Annotated in this window: 20 protein-coding genes; 6 read left to right on the forward strand and 14 right to left on the reverse strand. The window is 60.4% G+C overall.

Annotation, left to right across the window (positions count from 1 at the left end):
- Positions 1-56 precede the first annotated feature (56 nt).
- Positions 57-335 (forward strand): hypothetical protein, encoded by a 279-nt coding sequence (locus tag P9L99_09555; GenBank protein ID MDP8223593.1) that lies wholly within the window; start codon positions 57-59, stop codon positions 333-335.
- 2 nt (positions 336-337) lie between these two features.
- Here P9L99_09555 and gltX read toward each other — a convergent pair whose 3' ends face one another.
- From gltX to P9L99_09575, 4 genes are all read right to left on the reverse strand, one after another.
- Positions 338-1,729: a glutamate--tRNA ligase gene (gene gltX / locus P9L99_09560; protein ID MDP8223594.1), complete on the reverse strand. Its 1,392-nt coding sequence runs from the start codon at positions 1,727-1,729 to the stop codon at positions 338-340.
- Positions 1,726-2,538, reverse strand: coding sequence for a sulfite exporter TauE/SafE family protein (locus tag P9L99_09565; GenBank protein MDP8223595.1), 813 nt, complete (start codon positions 2,536-2,538; stop codon positions 1,726-1,728). The genes gltX and P9L99_09565 overlap by 4 nt, the downstream gene beginning before the upstream one ends.
- Before the next feature lie 6 nt (positions 2,539-2,544).
- Entirely contained in the window at positions 2,545-3,558 is a 1,014-nt protein-coding gene (locus tag P9L99_09570) for a diacylglycerol kinase family protein (protein ID MDP8223596.1), read from the reverse strand.
- Between the two features lie 100 nt (positions 3,559-3,658).
- Positions 3,659-4,843 (reverse strand): SGNH/GDSL hydrolase family protein, encoded by a 1,185-nt coding sequence (locus P9L99_09575; protein ID MDP8223597.1) that lies wholly within the window; start codon positions 4,841-4,843, stop codon positions 3,659-3,661.
- Positions 4,844-4,952: 109 nt separating this feature from the next.
- Here P9L99_09575 and P9L99_09580 point away from each other — a divergent pair, with 109 nt between their 5' ends.
- On the forward strand, positions 4,953-5,627 hold the full coding sequence (locus tag P9L99_09580) for an acetate--CoA ligase family protein (protein MDP8223598.1): 675 nt from the start codon (positions 4,953-4,955) through the stop codon (positions 5,625-5,627).
- 85 nt (positions 5,628-5,712) lie between these two features.
- Here the strand turns inward: P9L99_09580 and gcvPB are convergent, their stop codons facing one another.
- The 4 genes from gcvPB to P9L99_09600 form a co-directional block, all read right to left on the reverse strand.
- A complete protein-coding gene (gcvPB, locus tag P9L99_09585; protein ID MDP8223599.1) occupies positions 5,713-7,209 on the reverse strand; it encodes an aminomethyl-transferring glycine dehydrogenase subunit GcvPB in 1,497 nt (498 codons plus the stop codon).
- Positions 7,184-8,515 carry an aminomethyl-transferring glycine dehydrogenase subunit GcvPA gene (gene gcvPA / locus P9L99_09590; protein ID MDP8223600.1) on the reverse strand — a complete coding sequence of 444 codons (1,332 nt, stop codon included), beginning with the start codon at positions 8,513-8,515 and terminating at the stop codon, positions 7,184-7,186. The genes gcvPB and gcvPA overlap by 26 nt, the downstream gene beginning before the upstream one ends.
- Before the next feature lie 30 nt (positions 8,516-8,545).
- A complete protein-coding gene (gene gcvH / locus P9L99_09595) occupies positions 8,546-8,938 on the reverse strand; it encodes a glycine cleavage system protein GcvH (GenBank protein MDP8223601.1) in 393 nt (130 codons plus the stop codon).
- Positions 8,939-9,155: 217 nt separating this feature from the next.
- Positions 9,156-9,485, reverse strand: a complete 330-nt coding sequence (locus P9L99_09600; GenBank protein ID MDP8223602.1) for a zinc ribbon domain-containing protein — start codon at positions 9,483-9,485, stop codon at positions 9,156-9,158.
- 149 nt (positions 9,486-9,634) lie between these two features.
- Between P9L99_09600 and P9L99_09605 the strand changes: the two genes are divergently transcribed.
- Positions 9,635-9,826 carry a hypothetical protein gene (locus P9L99_09605; protein ID MDP8223603.1) on the forward strand — a complete coding sequence of 64 codons (192 nt, stop codon included), beginning with the start codon at positions 9,635-9,637 and terminating at the stop codon, positions 9,824-9,826.
- The gene (locus tag P9L99_09610; GenBank protein ID MDP8223604.1) at positions 9,823-10,545 is read left to right on the forward strand and encodes a hypothetical protein; all 723 of its coding nucleotides are present in this window, start codon (positions 9,823-9,825) and stop codon (positions 10,543-10,545) included. The genes P9L99_09605 and P9L99_09610 overlap by 4 nt, the downstream gene beginning before the upstream one ends.
- Positions 10,546-10,571: 26 nt before the next feature.
- Here P9L99_09610 and P9L99_09615 read toward each other — a convergent pair whose 3' ends face one another.
- From P9L99_09615 to P9L99_09625, 3 genes are all read right to left on the reverse strand, one after another.
- Entirely contained in the window at positions 10,572-10,904 is a 333-nt protein-coding gene (locus P9L99_09615) for a hypothetical protein (GenBank protein MDP8223605.1), read from the reverse strand.
- 70 nt (positions 10,905-10,974) lie between these two features.
- Positions 10,975-11,577, reverse strand: coding sequence for a hypothetical protein (locus P9L99_09620; GenBank protein ID MDP8223606.1), 603 nt, complete (start codon positions 11,575-11,577; stop codon positions 10,975-10,977).
- Between the two features lie 19 nt (positions 11,578-11,596).
- Positions 11,597-12,739: an acyl-CoA dehydrogenase family protein gene (locus P9L99_09625; GenBank protein ID MDP8223607.1), complete on the reverse strand. Its 1,143-nt coding sequence runs from the start codon at positions 12,737-12,739 to the stop codon at positions 11,597-11,599.
- A 166-nt stretch (positions 12,740-12,905) separates the two neighbouring features.
- On the opposite strand from P9L99_09625, the gene P9L99_09630 reads away from it, so the two are divergent.
- Together P9L99_09630 and P9L99_09635 are read left to right on the forward strand one after the other, a co-directional pair.
- The gene (locus P9L99_09630; protein MDP8223608.1) at positions 12,906-13,361 is read left to right on the forward strand and encodes a hypothetical protein; all 456 of its coding nucleotides are present in this window, start codon (positions 12,906-12,908) and stop codon (positions 13,359-13,361) included.
- Between the two features lie 155 nt (positions 13,362-13,516).
- Positions 13,517-14,659 (forward strand): acyl-CoA dehydrogenase family protein, encoded by a 1,143-nt coding sequence (locus P9L99_09635; GenBank protein ID MDP8223609.1) that lies wholly within the window; start codon positions 13,517-13,519, stop codon positions 14,657-14,659.
- Here the strand turns inward: P9L99_09635 and P9L99_09640 are convergent.
- From P9L99_09640 to P9L99_09650, 3 genes are all read right to left on the reverse strand, one after another.
- Positions 14,656-14,982, reverse strand: a complete 327-nt coding sequence (locus P9L99_09640) for a hypothetical protein (protein ID MDP8223610.1) — start codon at positions 14,980-14,982, stop codon at positions 14,656-14,658. The two genes, P9L99_09635 and P9L99_09640, sit on opposite strands and share 4 nt — an antisense overlap.
- Before the next feature lie 119 nt (positions 14,983-15,101).
- Positions 15,102-15,422, reverse strand: a complete 321-nt coding sequence (locus tag P9L99_09645; protein ID MDP8223611.1) for a hypothetical protein — start codon at positions 15,420-15,422, stop codon at positions 15,102-15,104.
- A gap of 49 nt (positions 15,423-15,471) precedes the next feature.
- Positions 15,472-16,257 carry an outer membrane lipoprotein-sorting protein gene (locus P9L99_09650; protein MDP8223612.1) on the reverse strand — a complete coding sequence of 262 codons (786 nt, stop codon included), beginning with the start codon at positions 16,255-16,257 and terminating at the stop codon, positions 15,472-15,474.
- Positions 16,258-16,284 lie beyond the last annotated feature (27 nt).

Raw genomic sequence — 16,284 nt, forward strand, 5'->3', positions numbered from 1 at the left:
CATTCATCGAAGAAACCACCAGGGCACCCGTGTGCTCGCATCCAAGGGGGACTTCGATGGGTCGGTTGATCGACATGCAGGAGCAGCGGTTGCGGTTGCGCGACCAAGAGAAGCGCGGCGAAGGCTACATCTTGCGGCGGCGCAACACGAAGCGTACCCAAAGGCGAAAGTTGGCGCGGGAAGCAGCGCAAAGGATGGCGGATCGATTATCGCGGCATCCGGCGCTTTCGCAGCTCGGTCATCTCCCGGCCGCCGCGTCGAAGTGGGAACCGCCCCGGCTGATTCACCATGCGGTCCGCTTCGAGGTGATCGACGGCGGGCGCCGGTCTTGGTGATGTCAGGCTAGTTCGGCGAGCGCCTTTTCCAGGCGGGCGATGGCTTCGTCCTTGCCGATCAGGTACAGCGTGGCGTCCAGCGGCGGGCTGGCCGAGGAGCCGGTTAGGGCAATGCGCAAGGGTTGCGCCGCCTTACCGAGGCCCACTTCCAACTCGGCGGCGAGCGATTGGGCGAAAGGCATCACGTCTTCCTGCCGCAATTCGTCCAGGGAGCGGAGCCATTCGAGATAGCGCCGGACGATGTCCGGCGAGCCTTCCTTCCACCACTTCTTCAGCGCCTTGGGTGCGTACTCCGTGGGGGCGACAAAGAAGATGGCGGCTTGCTCGGCCATATCGAGGAGCGTTTTCGAGCGCTCCTGCAGTTGGGCGATGATCGCGGGCAGGCGCGGGTCTCCCTCGGCGGGGAAGTTGCGCGTTTTCAAGAAGGGCAGCAGGTCGTCCACGAGGTCTTCGGGCCGCCGCTCCTTGATTTTCATGGAGTTGATCCAGTCGAGCTTGTCATTATCGAAGATGCTGTTGCTTTTGCCGACGCCCGACAGATCGAAGGCGGCGATCAGTTCCTCGTCGGTGAACAGTTCCTGGTCGCCGTGCGCCCAGCCGAGGCGGGCCAGGAAGTTGCGCATGGCTTCGGGCAGGTAGCCCATCTCAAGATACTCGAGCAGGCTTACCGCGCCGTCGCGCTTGGACAGCTTGGAGCGATCCTTGCCGAGCGTCAGTGGCATGTGGCCGAAGTCGGGCGGCGTGAGGTCGAGCGCGCGGTAGAGCGGGATCTGCTTGTGGGTGTTGACGAGGTGATCCGCGCCGCGCACCACGAGGGTGACGCCCATATCCGAGTCATCGACAACGACACAGAAATTGTACGTGGGCGTGCCGTCGGTGCGGGCGATGATCCAGTCGTCGAGTTCGACATACCCCGATTCCACGTCGCCCATGATTTGGTCGTGGAACGCGGAAACTCCTTCCGTCGGCATTTTCAGGCGAACGACGTGGGGTTGCTCGGGGCCGTAGTTTTTCTCGCGGCCCGCGCCGTCGTAGAGGTACGTGCGCTTTTCGGCGACGGCGGCGGCCCGTTTGGCGTCGAGCTCTTCGGGCGTGCAGCGACACCGGTAGGCTTTGCCTTCATCGAGCATGCGGTCGATGGCGGCCTGATAGATTTCGGAACGTTCGCTCTGGAAAAAGGGGCCTTCGTCAAAGTCGAGGCCGAGATACTTCATGCCCTCAAGGATGACTTGAACGTTTTCCTTGGTGGAGCGTTCGCGGTCGGTGTCTTCGACGCGCAGGATGAATTTACCGTTGCTGTGTCGGGCCAGCAGCCAATTGTACAGGGCCGTGCGGGCGTTGCCGATGTGCAGCATGCCGGTGGGGCTGGGAGCAAAACGCGTCACGACGGTCATGCCGATCCTCCTTGGAAAGCGAACAAGACAAAACGGATACCCACAATGAACAACGCGACGGCAAACAGTGCCTTGAGCCATCGCGGGTCGATAGTATGGGCGATCCAGACGCCCAAACGGGCGGTGAGAATACTAAGGGGCGCAACGAATATCAAGGCGAGCCAATGCACGTAGCCCAGGGAGTGGGGCACGTCGGCGGTGACTTGATATCCGGTGGCGACATACGTGCCGGCTCCGAATGTGGCGATAATGACAATCATCAGGCTGGAGGTCGCCACGGCGTGGCGCGGATTCAGCCGGCCCAACCAGATGAACAGCGGCACGGCGATGATGCCGCCGCCGATACCGAAAAATCCCGAGGCAACGCCGGCACCGAAACCAATGGCCAGTGCGAGGCTCTTGCCCATGTGCTCGCCGTCGCCCTCGGGCGTTTTCTCGACGAAGAGTTTAATCGCCGCGACAAGCATGAGAACACCGAAGGCGGGACGAAGTATCTCCGCGCTCAATAGTGATGCCGCGCAGCCGCCCAACACGACACCAGCGATGCCGGCAACGCCCGCCCGCCAAGCAACCGGGAAGATAATCATCCGACGCTTGTGGTGTCCGAACACGGCGCTGGACGAGGTCACGACGACGATCGCCAAACTGGTACCCAAGGCCATGTGAAAGGTGACGCTTGGATCGATGCCTTGCCGAAGGAATATCCAATCGAGCGCCGGCACGTTGATAATGCCGCCGCCCACGCCAAGCAAACCGGCGGCAAAGCCGGCGAAGATGCCGACGAGTAGGAATAGCAGAACGGATAGCATCAACGATCAGGCGTGAAAGTCGAAAACTTCGACCGACAAATCCGACACGGCCAGGTCCCACTTATCCCGGTTGCCGAACAGGTCACCGCCCAACTGAATCGGTAGCGGGCGGTCGACTTCGATCGAAACACGCTTGAGCAAGTAGTCCTTGAAATTCGGCGAGTCGAAACGGCCTTGGAAGATGGACCGGGCGTGGGCCAGAACCTCCCACACACTGGAACTGACCACGCGGAAATTCATGAAGCCCTCTTTCATGCGCGCGAAAGGATAGGCGACCATGTTGTAACCGTAGTAGGGCGTCGTGCCCGCGCCGAATACGTTGGCCGGCCCCTCGTAAAGCGTATCGCCGATCTTGAGGTCGAGCCGCCGCGGCGGGCGAAAGTGGGCCATCTCGTACACTTCATCCGATTGGTTGATGACCCGGATTTGCGGCGCCGGCGTCACCAACTGCTGCGGGACCGTGCGCAAGGCAATCGCGGCGATGTAACCCGCGAAGCCGTGCAAGAAGCGCGCGAAAGGCGTGCCGTCAAATTTCTCTTTGAGGTAATAATAGTCGGCGAGAATATTCGCGTCCCAGCCCATGCCGGCAAAATGACTGCACCGGTTTTCGGTTTCCAGCAGATTGAAACGGCTGATGCGCCAGTTCTCCGGACGCGCCATACGCGGCAGGGTCCGCTTACCGGCATCCATGCCCAGAAAACGCGACCATGCGTTGCCGGTGCCGAGCTTCAGGAAACCGAGCATCGGCATTTGGCTGTCGGGCCGGCCCATGGCACGCAAGGCGTTGCGCAACTGGTTGATCATTTCGACGACCGTTCCGTCGCCGCCGCCGAGCACAACATGGGTGTAGTGTTTATTCAGGATGTCTTGAATGAACGCTTGCCCTTCATCAATCGTTTTGCTGATGTAAAGTTGCGACTCGGGAACGAATTTTTTAACGCGCGTCACGATGCGTTCGGTCACGCGCTTGGCATTGGCATTGAGCACGACGGCGATTTCGCTGTCCCATGGTGTTTTCATAGCCGGTATCCCTTTTCAAAAGGACCTAGAACATAAGAGTTTTTGGTTGCGCGGTCAAACCATGACCAATTTGGTTTTGGCGACCGAATTTGGGCGGCAGTCAGTTCTCGCGCAGAGTTTCGGCAACCCGTTGCGCCGCCCACTCGGCGCCGGCGGCCGTGAAATGCACGCTGTCGGCGAATAGTTCACCGACCGGCTCCCCGGCCAGAAAGCGCTCGCGCAGCGCGGCGTCCAGATCGACCAACGGTATGATTTCGGCGGCGTGGCGGATCGCCTCGTTAGTAAGCGTTGTGGCGCGCAACGGAGCCGAATCAGCATCGCGGGCGCGAACAAACAATTCGTACGCTGCGGCGCGTCGACCGTTCGTGAACGAACGCACAGCCTCACGATAATCGGCGAGTGGCGGAGAGAGCGCGGCGGCGTCAAGAACGGGCAGCAAATCGGCCAGATGCGCTTCACGGTGTACTGCGGGGTTCGAGTCACCGACCGGCGAACCGGCGGGGGGCGTAAACGGGTTGCTGATGACCGTGCAGAACACAACGCGGGCTCCCTCGCTTTCGAATGTGTGGCGGATGTTGCGTAGGTTGCGCTCAAACCGTTTGGCGACGGCGCGATTTTCAGTCTCGGTGGCGGGAGGGCCGCCGGGAGCGAAGGCGACACGATCCGGCCTGCCGCGAAGCCGCAAGATCCCTGAGCGCATCAACAAATACAAGCGGCTGTGGGAAAGCAGCGCACGGCCCTGCGTCAAGCGCGGATGGTCGGCGAAAGAGCCGTATAAACGCGCTCCGGTCCATTCGTTGTGGCCGGAATAGATGACGACAACGTCGGGCTTGGCGGCGCGAAGTTCGTCGGCGACCCACCGCAACTGCGTGGACGTGAACCCGTTCGCGCCGAAGTTTAAAACACGCCGGCGCGTGGATGAGGCGGCGGCCAAGAGTTTCTCCAATTGCCGCGGGAAGCTTTGCGAAGCCTCGGCGCCGACGCCGCGCACGGTGGACCCGCCCAGGCAGAGAACGCGGCGTTCATCGACGTCTTTTTCGATCGGGACGCTTTCGTCCGCGAAACGCTCCTGCATGAGCGGGTTGATGCGCCAACGGTCGGGGCGGCCGGCGTCGGGCGTAAGCAAGGGGATATCGCGGGCGTGGCTGTGCACGAGAATCAAATACTGTGACGGCGGCGTCAGGGGTACGAAGCGCGCGACCCCTTCGAGGGCGACAAGCAAAGCGAGCGTGACACCCAGGGCGAGGGCGGCGCGAAGCGGTGTCGATAGGGGCGAACGAAGCATGGTGGTCATCGTACTCAAATATCGCCGGGTGGGCTAGTCGAAACGCCCTTGACAGGGGCGGCATTGTGCCTGACTTTACACGCCCAAACCCTAACGCATGAGGCCGGGCATGGCGATTCTCGAGAAAGCGATTCAGGAAAAAGCGGAGTTTTTGTCGGAGTGGGAAGCCAAACAGTTGCTTTCCGAATACGGCATTCCGGTTACCGCCGATCGCCTCGTGAAGACGGCCGACGAAGCCGCAGCAGCGGCGGAAGAGATCGGTTTTCCCGTCGTGCTGAAGGGGTGCGGCCGGTCGCTGCTGCACAAAACCGAGCTGGATGCCGTCAAATTGAATCTGAAGAATGCCGACCAAGTGCGTGAAGCGGCCGAAGATGTGCTGTCCCGCCTGCCCGAGGATGCCGACGGCTTGCTCGTGGGGCCGATGGTGGACGCCCGGCGGGAGTTCCTCGCGGGCGTGACGCAGGACCAGCAGTTCGGGCCGGTGGTCGCTTTCGGCTTGGGCGGAATTTTCACCGAGACCATCAAAGACGTCGCCTTCCGCGTGGCCCCGTTTGAACCGGCGGAGGGATTGGCGTTGATAAGTGACGTGGCCGCGTCGCGGTTGATGAACGCCGTGCGCGGACTGCCGGCGATCGACCGAAACCTATTCGCTACCCTGCTTTCGAACCTCTCGAAACTCGCGGCGCAAAACAGCGCCATCGATGAAATCGACTGCAATCCGGTATTGGCCGACGGCGAAAAGCCGGTGGTTGTCGATGCGTTGGTGAAATTGAAATACGAGTAAGACGTTCGCGGCTCGCTTCTCAAGCGACCTGGCCACGGTAGTCGATCCGCTTACCCATTCCAGCCGAAATTTCGCCTTGCCGCGTTCAGGCTCGGCGTGCGTCTGGGTCCATATCGGCGGTAAGGCGCGGGTGGCGGGCGGCGGTGACTTCGTCCACCTTTTTGCACGTCGTGTTGTGCGGCGCGCTCTTAACGAGTTCCGGATGGCTTCCGGCTTCGGCGTGGATGTTCCGCATCGCCGTGATGAAACCGTCGAGCGATTCAGGCTCGAAGCTTTCGGTCGGCTCCACCATGATCGCGCCCTTGACCACCAGCGGGAAATAGACCGTCGGCGGATGAAAGCCGTAGTCGATCAAACGCTTGGCGACGTCCATCGTCGATACGTCGTTCGGCAGGCCCTTTTCGGCGAATACGACTTCGTGCATGCACGGCGCCTCGTAGGCCACCGTGTACAAATCCTGCAGCCGCGCCCGTATGTAGTTGGCATTGAGCACCGCCATTTCGCTGGACGCCTTGAGCCCCGGCGCGCCGAGTTCGCGGATATAGGCATAGGCCCGCACGAGCACACCAACATTGCCCCACCAGGAACGAACACGCCCGATTGTCTGCGGGCGATCGTGATCCAGAGCGAAACCGCCATCGCGCTTAACGATGACCGGCGCAGGCAAAAACGGCGCCATATGCTTTTTAACCCCCACCGGCCCGGCGCCCGGACCGCCGCCGCCGTGAGGTGTGCTGAAGGTTTTGTGCAAGTTGAAATGTAGCACGTCGATGCCGAAATCGCCCGGCCGCGTGATGCCCATGATGGCGTTCAGGTTTGCGCCGTCCATGTACACCAGGCCGCCTTGGTCGTGGACGATCTGGGCGATTTGCGCGATGTTCGATTCGAACAGTCCCAGCGTGTTGGGGTTGGTAATCATGATCGCCGCGACTTGGTCGTCCATGATTTCGGCGACCGCTTCGGGCGTCAGGATACCGGCCGCGCCCGATTTCAGTGGCACGACGTCGTAATTGCATATCGTGGCCGACGCCGGATTCGTCCCGTGCGCCGTGTCCGGAATGATGACCTTGGTTCGTTTTTGCCCCCGGGCTTCATGGTAGGCGCGGATGAGCATCATGCCCGTCAATTCACCATGCGCGCCCGCTGCCGGCTGGCACGTGACCGCGTCCATGCCGGAAATCTCCGCCAGATGCTGTTCGAGGTTGAAGATCAACTCCCAAAGGCCTTGGTGCTCGGCGGCCGGATGCGCGTCGGCGAAACCGGGCAGGCGGGCGAGGTCTTCGTTGATTTTCGGGTTGTACTTCATCGTGCACGAGCCCAGCGGGTAGAGACCGCTGTCCAGACCGTAGTTGTACTGCGAGAGGCGCACGAAGTGACGAAACACTTCCACTTCGCTGACCTCCGGCCACGCGGCGGGCGTCAGGCGTTGCAGGTTCTCGGGTAGGGTCGCCGCTTCGGGTACATCGAGCGACGGCAGACTAAAGCCCTGACGGCCGGGCGTCGAGCGTTCGAAGAGCGTCGGCTCACACAGGGCCAGGCCCGTGCTGCCGGGCGTATCACAAGGACCGTACGATTTCGACATAGCGGTCGATCTCCTCGCGGCTGTTGGCTTCGGTGACGCAGGTGAGGATGCCGTTTTCCAGCCCGGCGGCGAACCCGTCCAGGCCGATGCCGCCCAGAACGCCCGCTTCGCCCAGCGCGGCCAACACTTGACCCGCGGGTTGTTTGGGCACCCAGACGAACTCATTGAAGGTCGGCGCGCTCAAAGGCACGTCGCCGATTTGCGCCAATTGGGCTTTCAGATATTCGGCCTTCGCGTGGTTTTGGTTCGCCACTTCCAGCAAGCCGGCGCGGCCTGTCAACGACATGTACACGGTGGCCGCCAGGGCCATCAGGCCGTGATTTGTGCAGATGTTGCTGGTGGCTTTTTCGCGGCGGATGTGCTGCTCGCGAGTCGAGAGCGTCAGGCAGAAAGCGCGCTTGCCCTCGGCATCGACGGTCTGCCCGCAAACCCGGCCCGGCATAGCCCGCACGTCACTTTTGTTGACCGCGAACAAGCCCAGGCCCGGCCCGCCGTAGGACATGGGAATTCCCAGCGACTGCCCCTCGCCGCAGGCGATGTCAGCGCCGGTTTGCCCGGGCGGCGCGATCAGCCCGAAGGCCAAAGGCTCGGTGAACGCGTGCACGAACTTCGCCTTCTTGCGGCCGTCGAGCAGCTTTTTGAACGCGGCGGCGTCTTCGATCGCGCCCAGGTAATTCGGCGACTGCAGTACGAGGCAGGCCACATCGTCGTCGATCAATGCCCGGGCGGCTTCCAAGTCGGTCGTGCCCGACGCGGCCAGGGGTGCGGCCACCAATTCCAGCGACGTCCATTTCGTATAGGTGCGCAGCGTCTCTAAGTATTGCGGGTGCAGCCCCGCCGAGACGACGACCTTCGTCTTGCGGCTTTGGCGTCCGGCCATGAGCACGGCTTCGGCCACGCCGGTCGCGCCGTCGTACATGCTGGCGTTGGAGATTTCCATGCCCAGCAGGCGCGCGATCATCGTCTGAAACTCGAACACCGCCTGCAACGTGCCTTGGCTGATTTCCGGCTGGTACGGCGTGTAGGCCGTGTAGAATTCGCTGCGTAGCAGCAAGTGGTTTATCGCCGCGGGTATCAAATGCCGATACGCGCCGCCGCCCGCGAAGCAGGGGCCGTGCGGACCTTTGTTGTTCAAGCCGCCCAGGTGATTGATCAGGGCGTTTTCGGGCAGCGGATCGGGCAGGCATAGTTCCCGGTCTAGGCGCAATTCCGGCGGAATCGAGCGAAACAGATCGGCCACGCTTTCTACGCCGATCGCCTCCAACAAGCGCTCGATATCGCCCGCGGTATGAGGGATGTAACGCATGGGATGGTCGTCTCCTGGTGAGAGTCGGACTTACTTCTCTTCTTGTTCACCGCAGTATTTTTCGTAAGCGGCGGCATCCATCAGCGCATCTATTTCGCTCGGGTCGTCGAGCTTAATTTTGAGCAGCCAGCCCGCGCCGTAGGGCTCGGCATTAAGAATTTCCGGCATGTCGATTAAATCTTCATGGGACTCGACAACTTCCCCGCTCACCGGCGTGTAAATATCGCTCGCGGCCTTGACTGATTCCACGACGCCGATCGTATCACCGGCGACGAATGGCTGACCAACTTCGGGCAATTCCAGGAAAACGATGTCACCTAAGGCATGCTGGGCATAGTCGGTGACGCCCAGGGTCGCCACATCACCGGCCACTTTGACCCATTCGTGATCCGTGCTGTAACGCAGATCGCTGGGAATGTTCATTCGTTCACTCCTTTGGGAAAAGACATAAGCCGCTTGCCACCATTCTTGACTAGTTTTTCGCCGGGGAGACTCGCCGCCGAGCGTCGCAATGTGCCGCGCTACGACACCCTGGGAGTAGCCCATGAAACGAAGGCGAGTCTAGGCCCGAGCCGTGCTTTTGTAAAGACCCGAAGAGGCCGAAACTGGCTAAAAAAAGGGCATCGATGTGTCGGGATTCTTAATTCGTGGTGGTGTCTTTTGCCGGGGTTTTACTCTCGGAAGTCGTGGTCGTGCTCTTGGGCTTCTCGTCGGATTTCTCGGCCTTCGCAGTCGCGCCGTCGCCGTTCGTGCCGTTGCCGTTGGCCCCCGCGGCACCCGGCTTCTTGGCCTTGTAATCGGTTACGTACCAGCCCGAACCCTTCAGTAGAAAAGTGGATTGGCTGACCATTTTCCGCAGCGAACCGGCGGCGCCGCAATGCGGGCAGTCGGTCAAAGGCGGGTCGGTAATGCGCTGAATTTTCTCGACATGCGCATGGCAGACGGAACAGGTGTATTCGTAAATCGGCATCGCTTCCACACCTCGAAGAGGGCAAGCCCTCGAAAACCGCGGAAACTATAAGAATTCCACAACTTTTGTCAAGCGTGTCCTCACCGCTTGCAAAGCGCGGGCAAAAAAACGATCATCCAAATCGAGTTTGCATGCCAGGGGAGGGACGCATGATTTTCGGCATCAACTGGATCTGGATTGCCGTTGTGTTGGCGGTTGTGGTCGTGATTTTGGCGATCGTGACCAAGCGCTCGGACATCATCATTATGCTGGTTGTCGTCGGCCTGGGGCTGTGGGTGCTCTCCCACGTTCACGTGTGCGGCGTGCCGGCCGGAATCCCCTTCGCAGGCTTCCTACTGTGACAGGAAAGTGGGCGTTCATCGCGGTGCTCGCGGCCTTTTTGGTGGCGACGGCGCTATGGTTGAACCGACCCTCCGCGAACGCCGAGGAAAGCCTCGTCGATTGTGCGCGGCAGGAAAGCCTTCGTAATTTCAGCACCTTCAAAGACTACACTTGCCGCATCCAGAGCCATCGCAAGGTCTGGAAGACCGACGGCGTCCTGCATAAGCGCAACTATCTCCTGAAAAAGTTGCTGGTGCTGCAACCGGACAAGCGGCGCGAAGTTTTCGTGGAAGGCACCTTGAACGGCGAAAAGGCCGAGGAGAAGGATTTCATCTTCGAGCGCCTGGGTTTCGACAAAGGGCTCGACATTTCCGACATCGAGTGCTTTCGCCCCGACGCCGCGGGCAGGTTCGCCTTCGAAGAGCGGCCGGATCGAGTCATCGCGTTTCGGTCACTGGCGCCCGGCAAGACCAAGCTGCAAACCGGCAAAATTAACCTCGCGTCCGACTCCTGCCGCGTCGTGCGTATAAGCGGGCGCTTCGTCCACCGCAAAATCGTCAATAACGAGGTCGATTTCGTCACGACCTTCCGGCCGGTCGCCAAAAGCGTCTGGCTACCCAGCGACATGTCCGTTTCAGGAACGGTGAATCTGGGGATCATCAAGCGGCGCATCGAAGCGAAAAAAGAGTTTCTCGACTACCGCCTGAACGTGGGCCTGACCGCCGCCGATTTCGACTGATTTTCTAAACAAATTGCGTGATGACCCTACCGCGTCGCCGGAGAAACGGTGACCGTGTGCTGCGGTGAGTCCGGGTCGCAAGTGACGGTCAGAATTTGCATGACGCGCGGGAAACCGATGCCGTCCAGGATGATCTCGCGGCCCTGGTCATCGTGGATTGACGGGGCGAAATCGGTGTCATCGTCGTTATTATTGTCATTATCGGTGTCGTCAGCGTCATTATTCTCGTCATCGACCGCGTCGTCGTCGTCATCGATTGTGTCGTCGTCATCATCGAAGACACCGCTGTTGTCGACGAAATCCTCGTCATCCGAGGACTCCTTATCGCGAGCGAGGCCGGATACGAGGCATGCGATCAAAACGAAAAGCAGCAGGAAGCGGGATTATTGGACTTTCATGAGGCGCCTCCCGCGGCGCGTAAACGCGATACTACTTTACCGCCACGACGTTCATGTTCAACGCGACGGTTTCGTCTTTGTAGGCCGCATGAGCGACTTCGATTTTCTCGAAGCCGACCTCTTGCAGCAGGGCGAGAATCGAATCGCGGGTGAACAGGTCCTTGTGCAATTGCTGCGGCGAATTGTGCGGTTGGGGATCGCCATGGGAAAAACGGTAGACCTCGAAAAGATCGAACGTGGAGCCGACGATGCCCGGCTTTTTATCGCGGTAGGCTTCGATGAGTACGTCGAAGTCCGGCAGCCAATTGATGACGAGCCGCCCGCCGGGCTGCAAGGCGCGATGCACATGCGCCAAGAAGTCTTTTTGCTGCCAGCGGTATAAGTGCTCGAAAACGGCGTCGAGCCTGATTTCTTCGAAGTGGTCGGATTCAAGCCAGTACGGATCGCCGATATCGGCCACGAAATCCGTGGCGACGGTCGGCACGATGTCCACGTTGAAGTAGCCCTCGAAACGGGCACCGCCGCAGCCGAGATTCAATTTGCGCACGCCGTGAAAACGGCGCCGTATCCGCCGGTAGCGTAGGCCGGTCCAAGCTCTTTTCAGCGCCGCGAGCGCTCGCCGAACGATTCGCATTCCGAGCCGCCTCCGGTTGTTAGTCCGCGAGCAGGTCGCGGGCGATGACGATGCGCTGCACTTCGCTCGTGCCTTCGTAGATCGTCACCACGCGGGCGTCGCGCATCAGGCGTTCGACAAGGTACTCTTTCGTGTAGCCGTAGCCGCCGTGAATCTGGACCGCCTCGCGCACGATGTCCTGCAGATTTTCGGCGGCGAACAATTTGGCCATCGATGCCTCGCGCGAAAACTTCAAGCCGGATTGCTTGCGCCAGGCAGCCTGCAAGGTCAGCAAACGCGCCGCCTCGAGGTTCGTAGCCATGTCGGCCAGCTTCCACTGAATGGCCTGCATCTTGGCCAACGGTTTGCCGAATTGTTCGCGCACCTTGGCGTAACTAGCCGCTTCGGCGATCGCCGCCGCGCCGATGCCGATGCACTGGCTGGAAATGCCGATGCGCCCGCCGTCCAGCGCCATCATGGCGATCTTGAAGCCGCCGCCCAACTCGCCCAGCAGGTTGTCTTTGGGGATACGGCAATCTTCGAAAGCCAGCGCGACGGTGTTGCTGCCGCGCAGCCCGAGTTTGTGCTCTTCCTTGCCGACGATCAGTCCCGGCGTGTCCTTTTCCACGAGAAACGCGCTGATGCCCTTCGGGCCGGGGTCGTCGCTGGTGCGCGCCCAGACAACCATCACCGAGCAAAACGCGCCGTGGCTAATGAAAATCTTGCTGCCGTTAAGCACCCAGTGGTCGCCGTCCAGCACCGCCTTGGTGCGCAGCGCCGCGGCGTCGCTGCCCGCGCCGGGTTCCGAGAGCGAGAACGAGCCCATCGGGAACTCGCCGGAGACAACCTTCGGGATGAACGTCCGTTTTTGCTCCTCGGTGCCGAAGGCGTTGATCGCTTCGGCCACCATGTTGGTGACGCTCATCGTCACGGCGGTCGAGGCGCAGGCTTTGGCCACTTCGGTAATCGCCAGCGAGAGGGCTACCGCGCCCATGGGGCTGCCGCCGTATTCTTCTGGCACGTTGATGCCCATCAAGCCCAGTTCTGACATTTTGCGGATGGATTCGAGCGGAAAGCGCTCGGTTTGGTCTATTTCGGCGGCCTGAGCTTTGAGTTCGTTGTCGGCGAAGTCACGGACCATGTCCACGAGCATGCGTTGGTCGTCGTTAATCTCAAAATGCATGTATTTCCCCTGCGATTGCGAGCGAATGAAGCGTTCAGTCACGGCAAATGGTATCGGCTTTCCGGAAAATTGCAAACTGGCGGATTCATGGGGGCGGGAGTGTCGCACACCCGAATAAAATGATACAAAAAGCGTTCCGACGGTTTCCAGACAAAGGAGTCAGGTGATGAAGCAGCGGTGGATTATTCCGGCTTTTGTCTTGATTGCGGCGGTGGCTTGTCTACCATTTGCCTGCGGTGACGACGATGATGACGATGGCGGCGGACCGGCGGCCGGCTCCGACGTGTGCAGCGATTTGGGCGACTTGCCGGTTAGCTCAGGGACGATGACCGGCGGATTCACGTTCGACGGCGCCTCGGGTAGCTTCCCGTTGTCGATCACACTCGACGGCGATAACCGTCAATTGACCGGCACGTTGAGCTTCTCGGATTCCGGCAGTTCCTATTCCGGCAATTGCGCGGGGTATTGGGATTTGGACGGTTACCTGTTCGGCTCATGCGGCGCGACGAACGGGTCGGATTTTATCGATATCGATATTTTTGGAGACATCGGCGAGAACGGTTCGTGCGGCGCTTGGAATAACGACTTCGGCCAGTCCGGAGACTACTGGGTCGCACGTTAGCTGAAAGCGGAAATTTGATCGAAAAGGCTCACGTTATCGTGGGCCTTTTTTGTCCCGTCATTTGCGCTTTGCGACAAAGAGAGTACATTCTTCCAACGAAAAACAATGGCCGGCGCGCCGCCACAGACGGCGTCCGGGACCGCAGCGAGGCACACATGGATTGGCAGCTTAGCGACGACCACCGCATGGTTGTGGATATGGTAAAAGATTTCGCGGCGAACGAACTCGCGCCGCAAGCGGCCGAGCTGGATCAAACCGGCCGTTTCCCCATGGAATCCTTCGTACATATGGCCGAGCTGGGCCTGATGGGCATGAACGCGCCGGAAGAATACGGCGGCAGCCCCATGGGCACGGTGGCGCTGTCGCTGGCGATCACCGAGGTGGCCAAAGCCTGCGCCTCGACCGCCGTCACGATGGCCGTGACCAACATGGTCGCCGAGCAGATCGACCTCTGGGGCACCGAGGCCCAAAAGAAGGCGTTTATTCCGCAAGTCGTCGGCGGTGGTCAGCCGATCGGCGCGTTTTGTCTTACCGAACCCGACGCGGGCAGCGACGCGGGAGCCGTGGCCACGACCGCCGTGCTCGACGGCAACCAGTGGGTGCTCAACGGCACGAAGACATTCATCAGCCACGGCGAATATGCCTCAGTCTATATTGTCTGGGCGAGGACCGGCGACCTGCCGCGCGCGTCCGGCTTGACGGCGTTTCTAATCGAGGGCGGCACGCCGGGCATAAAGGTGACGCGGCAGATCAAGAAAATGGGGCAGCATGGCTCCAATACCGTCGAAATGGCGTTCGAGGACTGCCGCATTCCGAAAGACAACGTGTTGGGCGAAGTCAACGGCGGCTTTCGTATCGCGATGACCGGCCTGGACGGTGGGCGCATCAACGTGGCCAGCCAGGCGCTCGGCATCGGTTTGGCGGCGCTGGAGGCGAGCGTCGAATACGCGAAAGTGCGCGAACAGTTCGGCAAGCCGCTGGCCAAGATGCAGGCCATTCAATGGAAGATCGCTGACATGGCGACTTTGCTCGAGGCGGGGCGTCAATTGATTCTGCAAGCCGCGTGGCTCAAGGAGCAGGGCAAGCGCCACACCCGCCAGGCCGCGATGGCCAAGTACTTCGTCACCGATCGCCTGCAACAGATTGTGCGCGAGGCGGTGCAGATTCACGGCGGCTACGGCTACACCAAGGAATACGTGGTCGAACGCCTCATGCGTGACGCGCGAATCACCACGATCTACGAGGGTACGAACGAGATTCAGCGCATCGTCATCGCTCGCGAGTTGCTTGCGGATTAATTGGCCGGCGCGTTTTCCGATTCCAGTTCGTCCAGGAATGCCGCGTGCAGACCGCTCATGACGATATCCGTGAATGCCTCCAAAGACAGCATGGGGTGTGCGGCATAGAGGCCGACCTGAATTTCGGGGGCGATGTGCAGGAAGCAATCCTGGTCGCGACCCTCGGTGCAGGGGCAGTGATCGGCCATCAAGATGCGGTGCATGGTATCGCGCCAGGCACGATACGTGATGAGGTCGGCCACGTCGCCGGTGGTGTTGAAGGCGATGCCTTGGGCTGCCATTAAGGCGCCGTCCCGCAGAAGTTGAGTTTCTTCCTGTCGCATGATTCGCTCTCCTTTTCTTTTCCCCCTTCCATGGGGTTATTGCGACTACCCGTCCCTGAGCGGCGTCTTCTTGCACCATAAGGACCAAATTGCGAATGACCAGCGACAGCGTGAATTTATTAATGATCGGCGGGAACGAACATTTCGAAGAGGCCCTCCATCACCATGTCATGAAAGGCTTGGAGCGCGAACAGGTCGTGATCGGCCAGGGCTTTTTGCTGCTCGGCCTCGGGCCAGCGGAGGAAACAATGCTCGGCGTCGCCCCGGACGCATGCGCAACCGTTGAGCTGAAGCACGCGGTGAATCGCCTCGCGCCACACGTCCAGCACGATCAGATCGGCCCGCGCGCCGGTGGTGTTGTGCACGATACGCCGTGCCGCTTCCAGCAAGGCATCGCGGAGAATCACGCTTTCTTCTTCGGTGATCGTCAGTGGGTTCATCGCGCGCGATATCCCCTGGACAAGCGAAGGGATCTTGAAGGTCGTTCGTCTATTCGAGCGTTTCGTCGGTCAAGAAGCGTTCGGTAAAGTAGGCGTCGTCAATCTTCACATCCACTTCGTATTCTTCGAGCCTGAGTATGGTGGAGGCGCCCTTTAGCAGGTCGCTCATTTTCGTGTCTTTGGCGACCCAAGTGCCGTCGGAGCGCTTCTCCACGCCCGAGACTTCGAGCCGTTTCCAGAGCTTGCCCTTCTTATCGTAGAACTCGCCTTTGATGGGCAGGAAGTTGTCCTTGCGCACCCAGTAAACCAGTTTCGAGTAAATTTCGTCGTCGAGATTCTGCGGGACGGTCTCCACGACGTAGCAATCCTGGCCGTCGAGAACAGCATCGGCGAGGCGCTGATGGGCTCCTTGGTCCGGATCGTGGGTTTGCAGGTCGGCGTAGGCAAAGGTCGAGCCCATGAAATTGCCCGACTTATTCGATGACGTGATCCGCTTGACCTTCTTGAGCGCCGGCAGGAAGAGACGCTGATCGTCGTCGGCGTTTTTCTGCTCCACGATCAGGAACTTAGTGCCGCGCACATCCGGCGGGGCGAGGAAGGTCGTGACGGTGTGGCGCAAGCCGTTCTTTTCCTTGGTGCGCATTTTGATCTCGCGCACGCGCTCGCGGCCGTTTTTGTCGATGAGTATCATCTTGGCCGTCGTTTCGGCCGATTGGCTCTCGTTCTGTTTGGCCATCTTTTCCACGATCGCCTTGCCGTCGAGATCCGCCGCCGACACTACGGCCACCGCGATCACTAACGCCAATCCCACGCCGAGCAGTAAACGCAAACGCATCAAGCTTCCTCCCGGTTTCATTATCGG

The sequence above is a fragment of the Candidatus Lernaella stagnicola genome, assembly GCA_030765525.1.
Classification (GTDB): domain Bacteria; phylum Lernaellota; class Lernaellaia; order Lernaellales; family Lernaellaceae; genus Lernaella; species Lernaella stagnicola.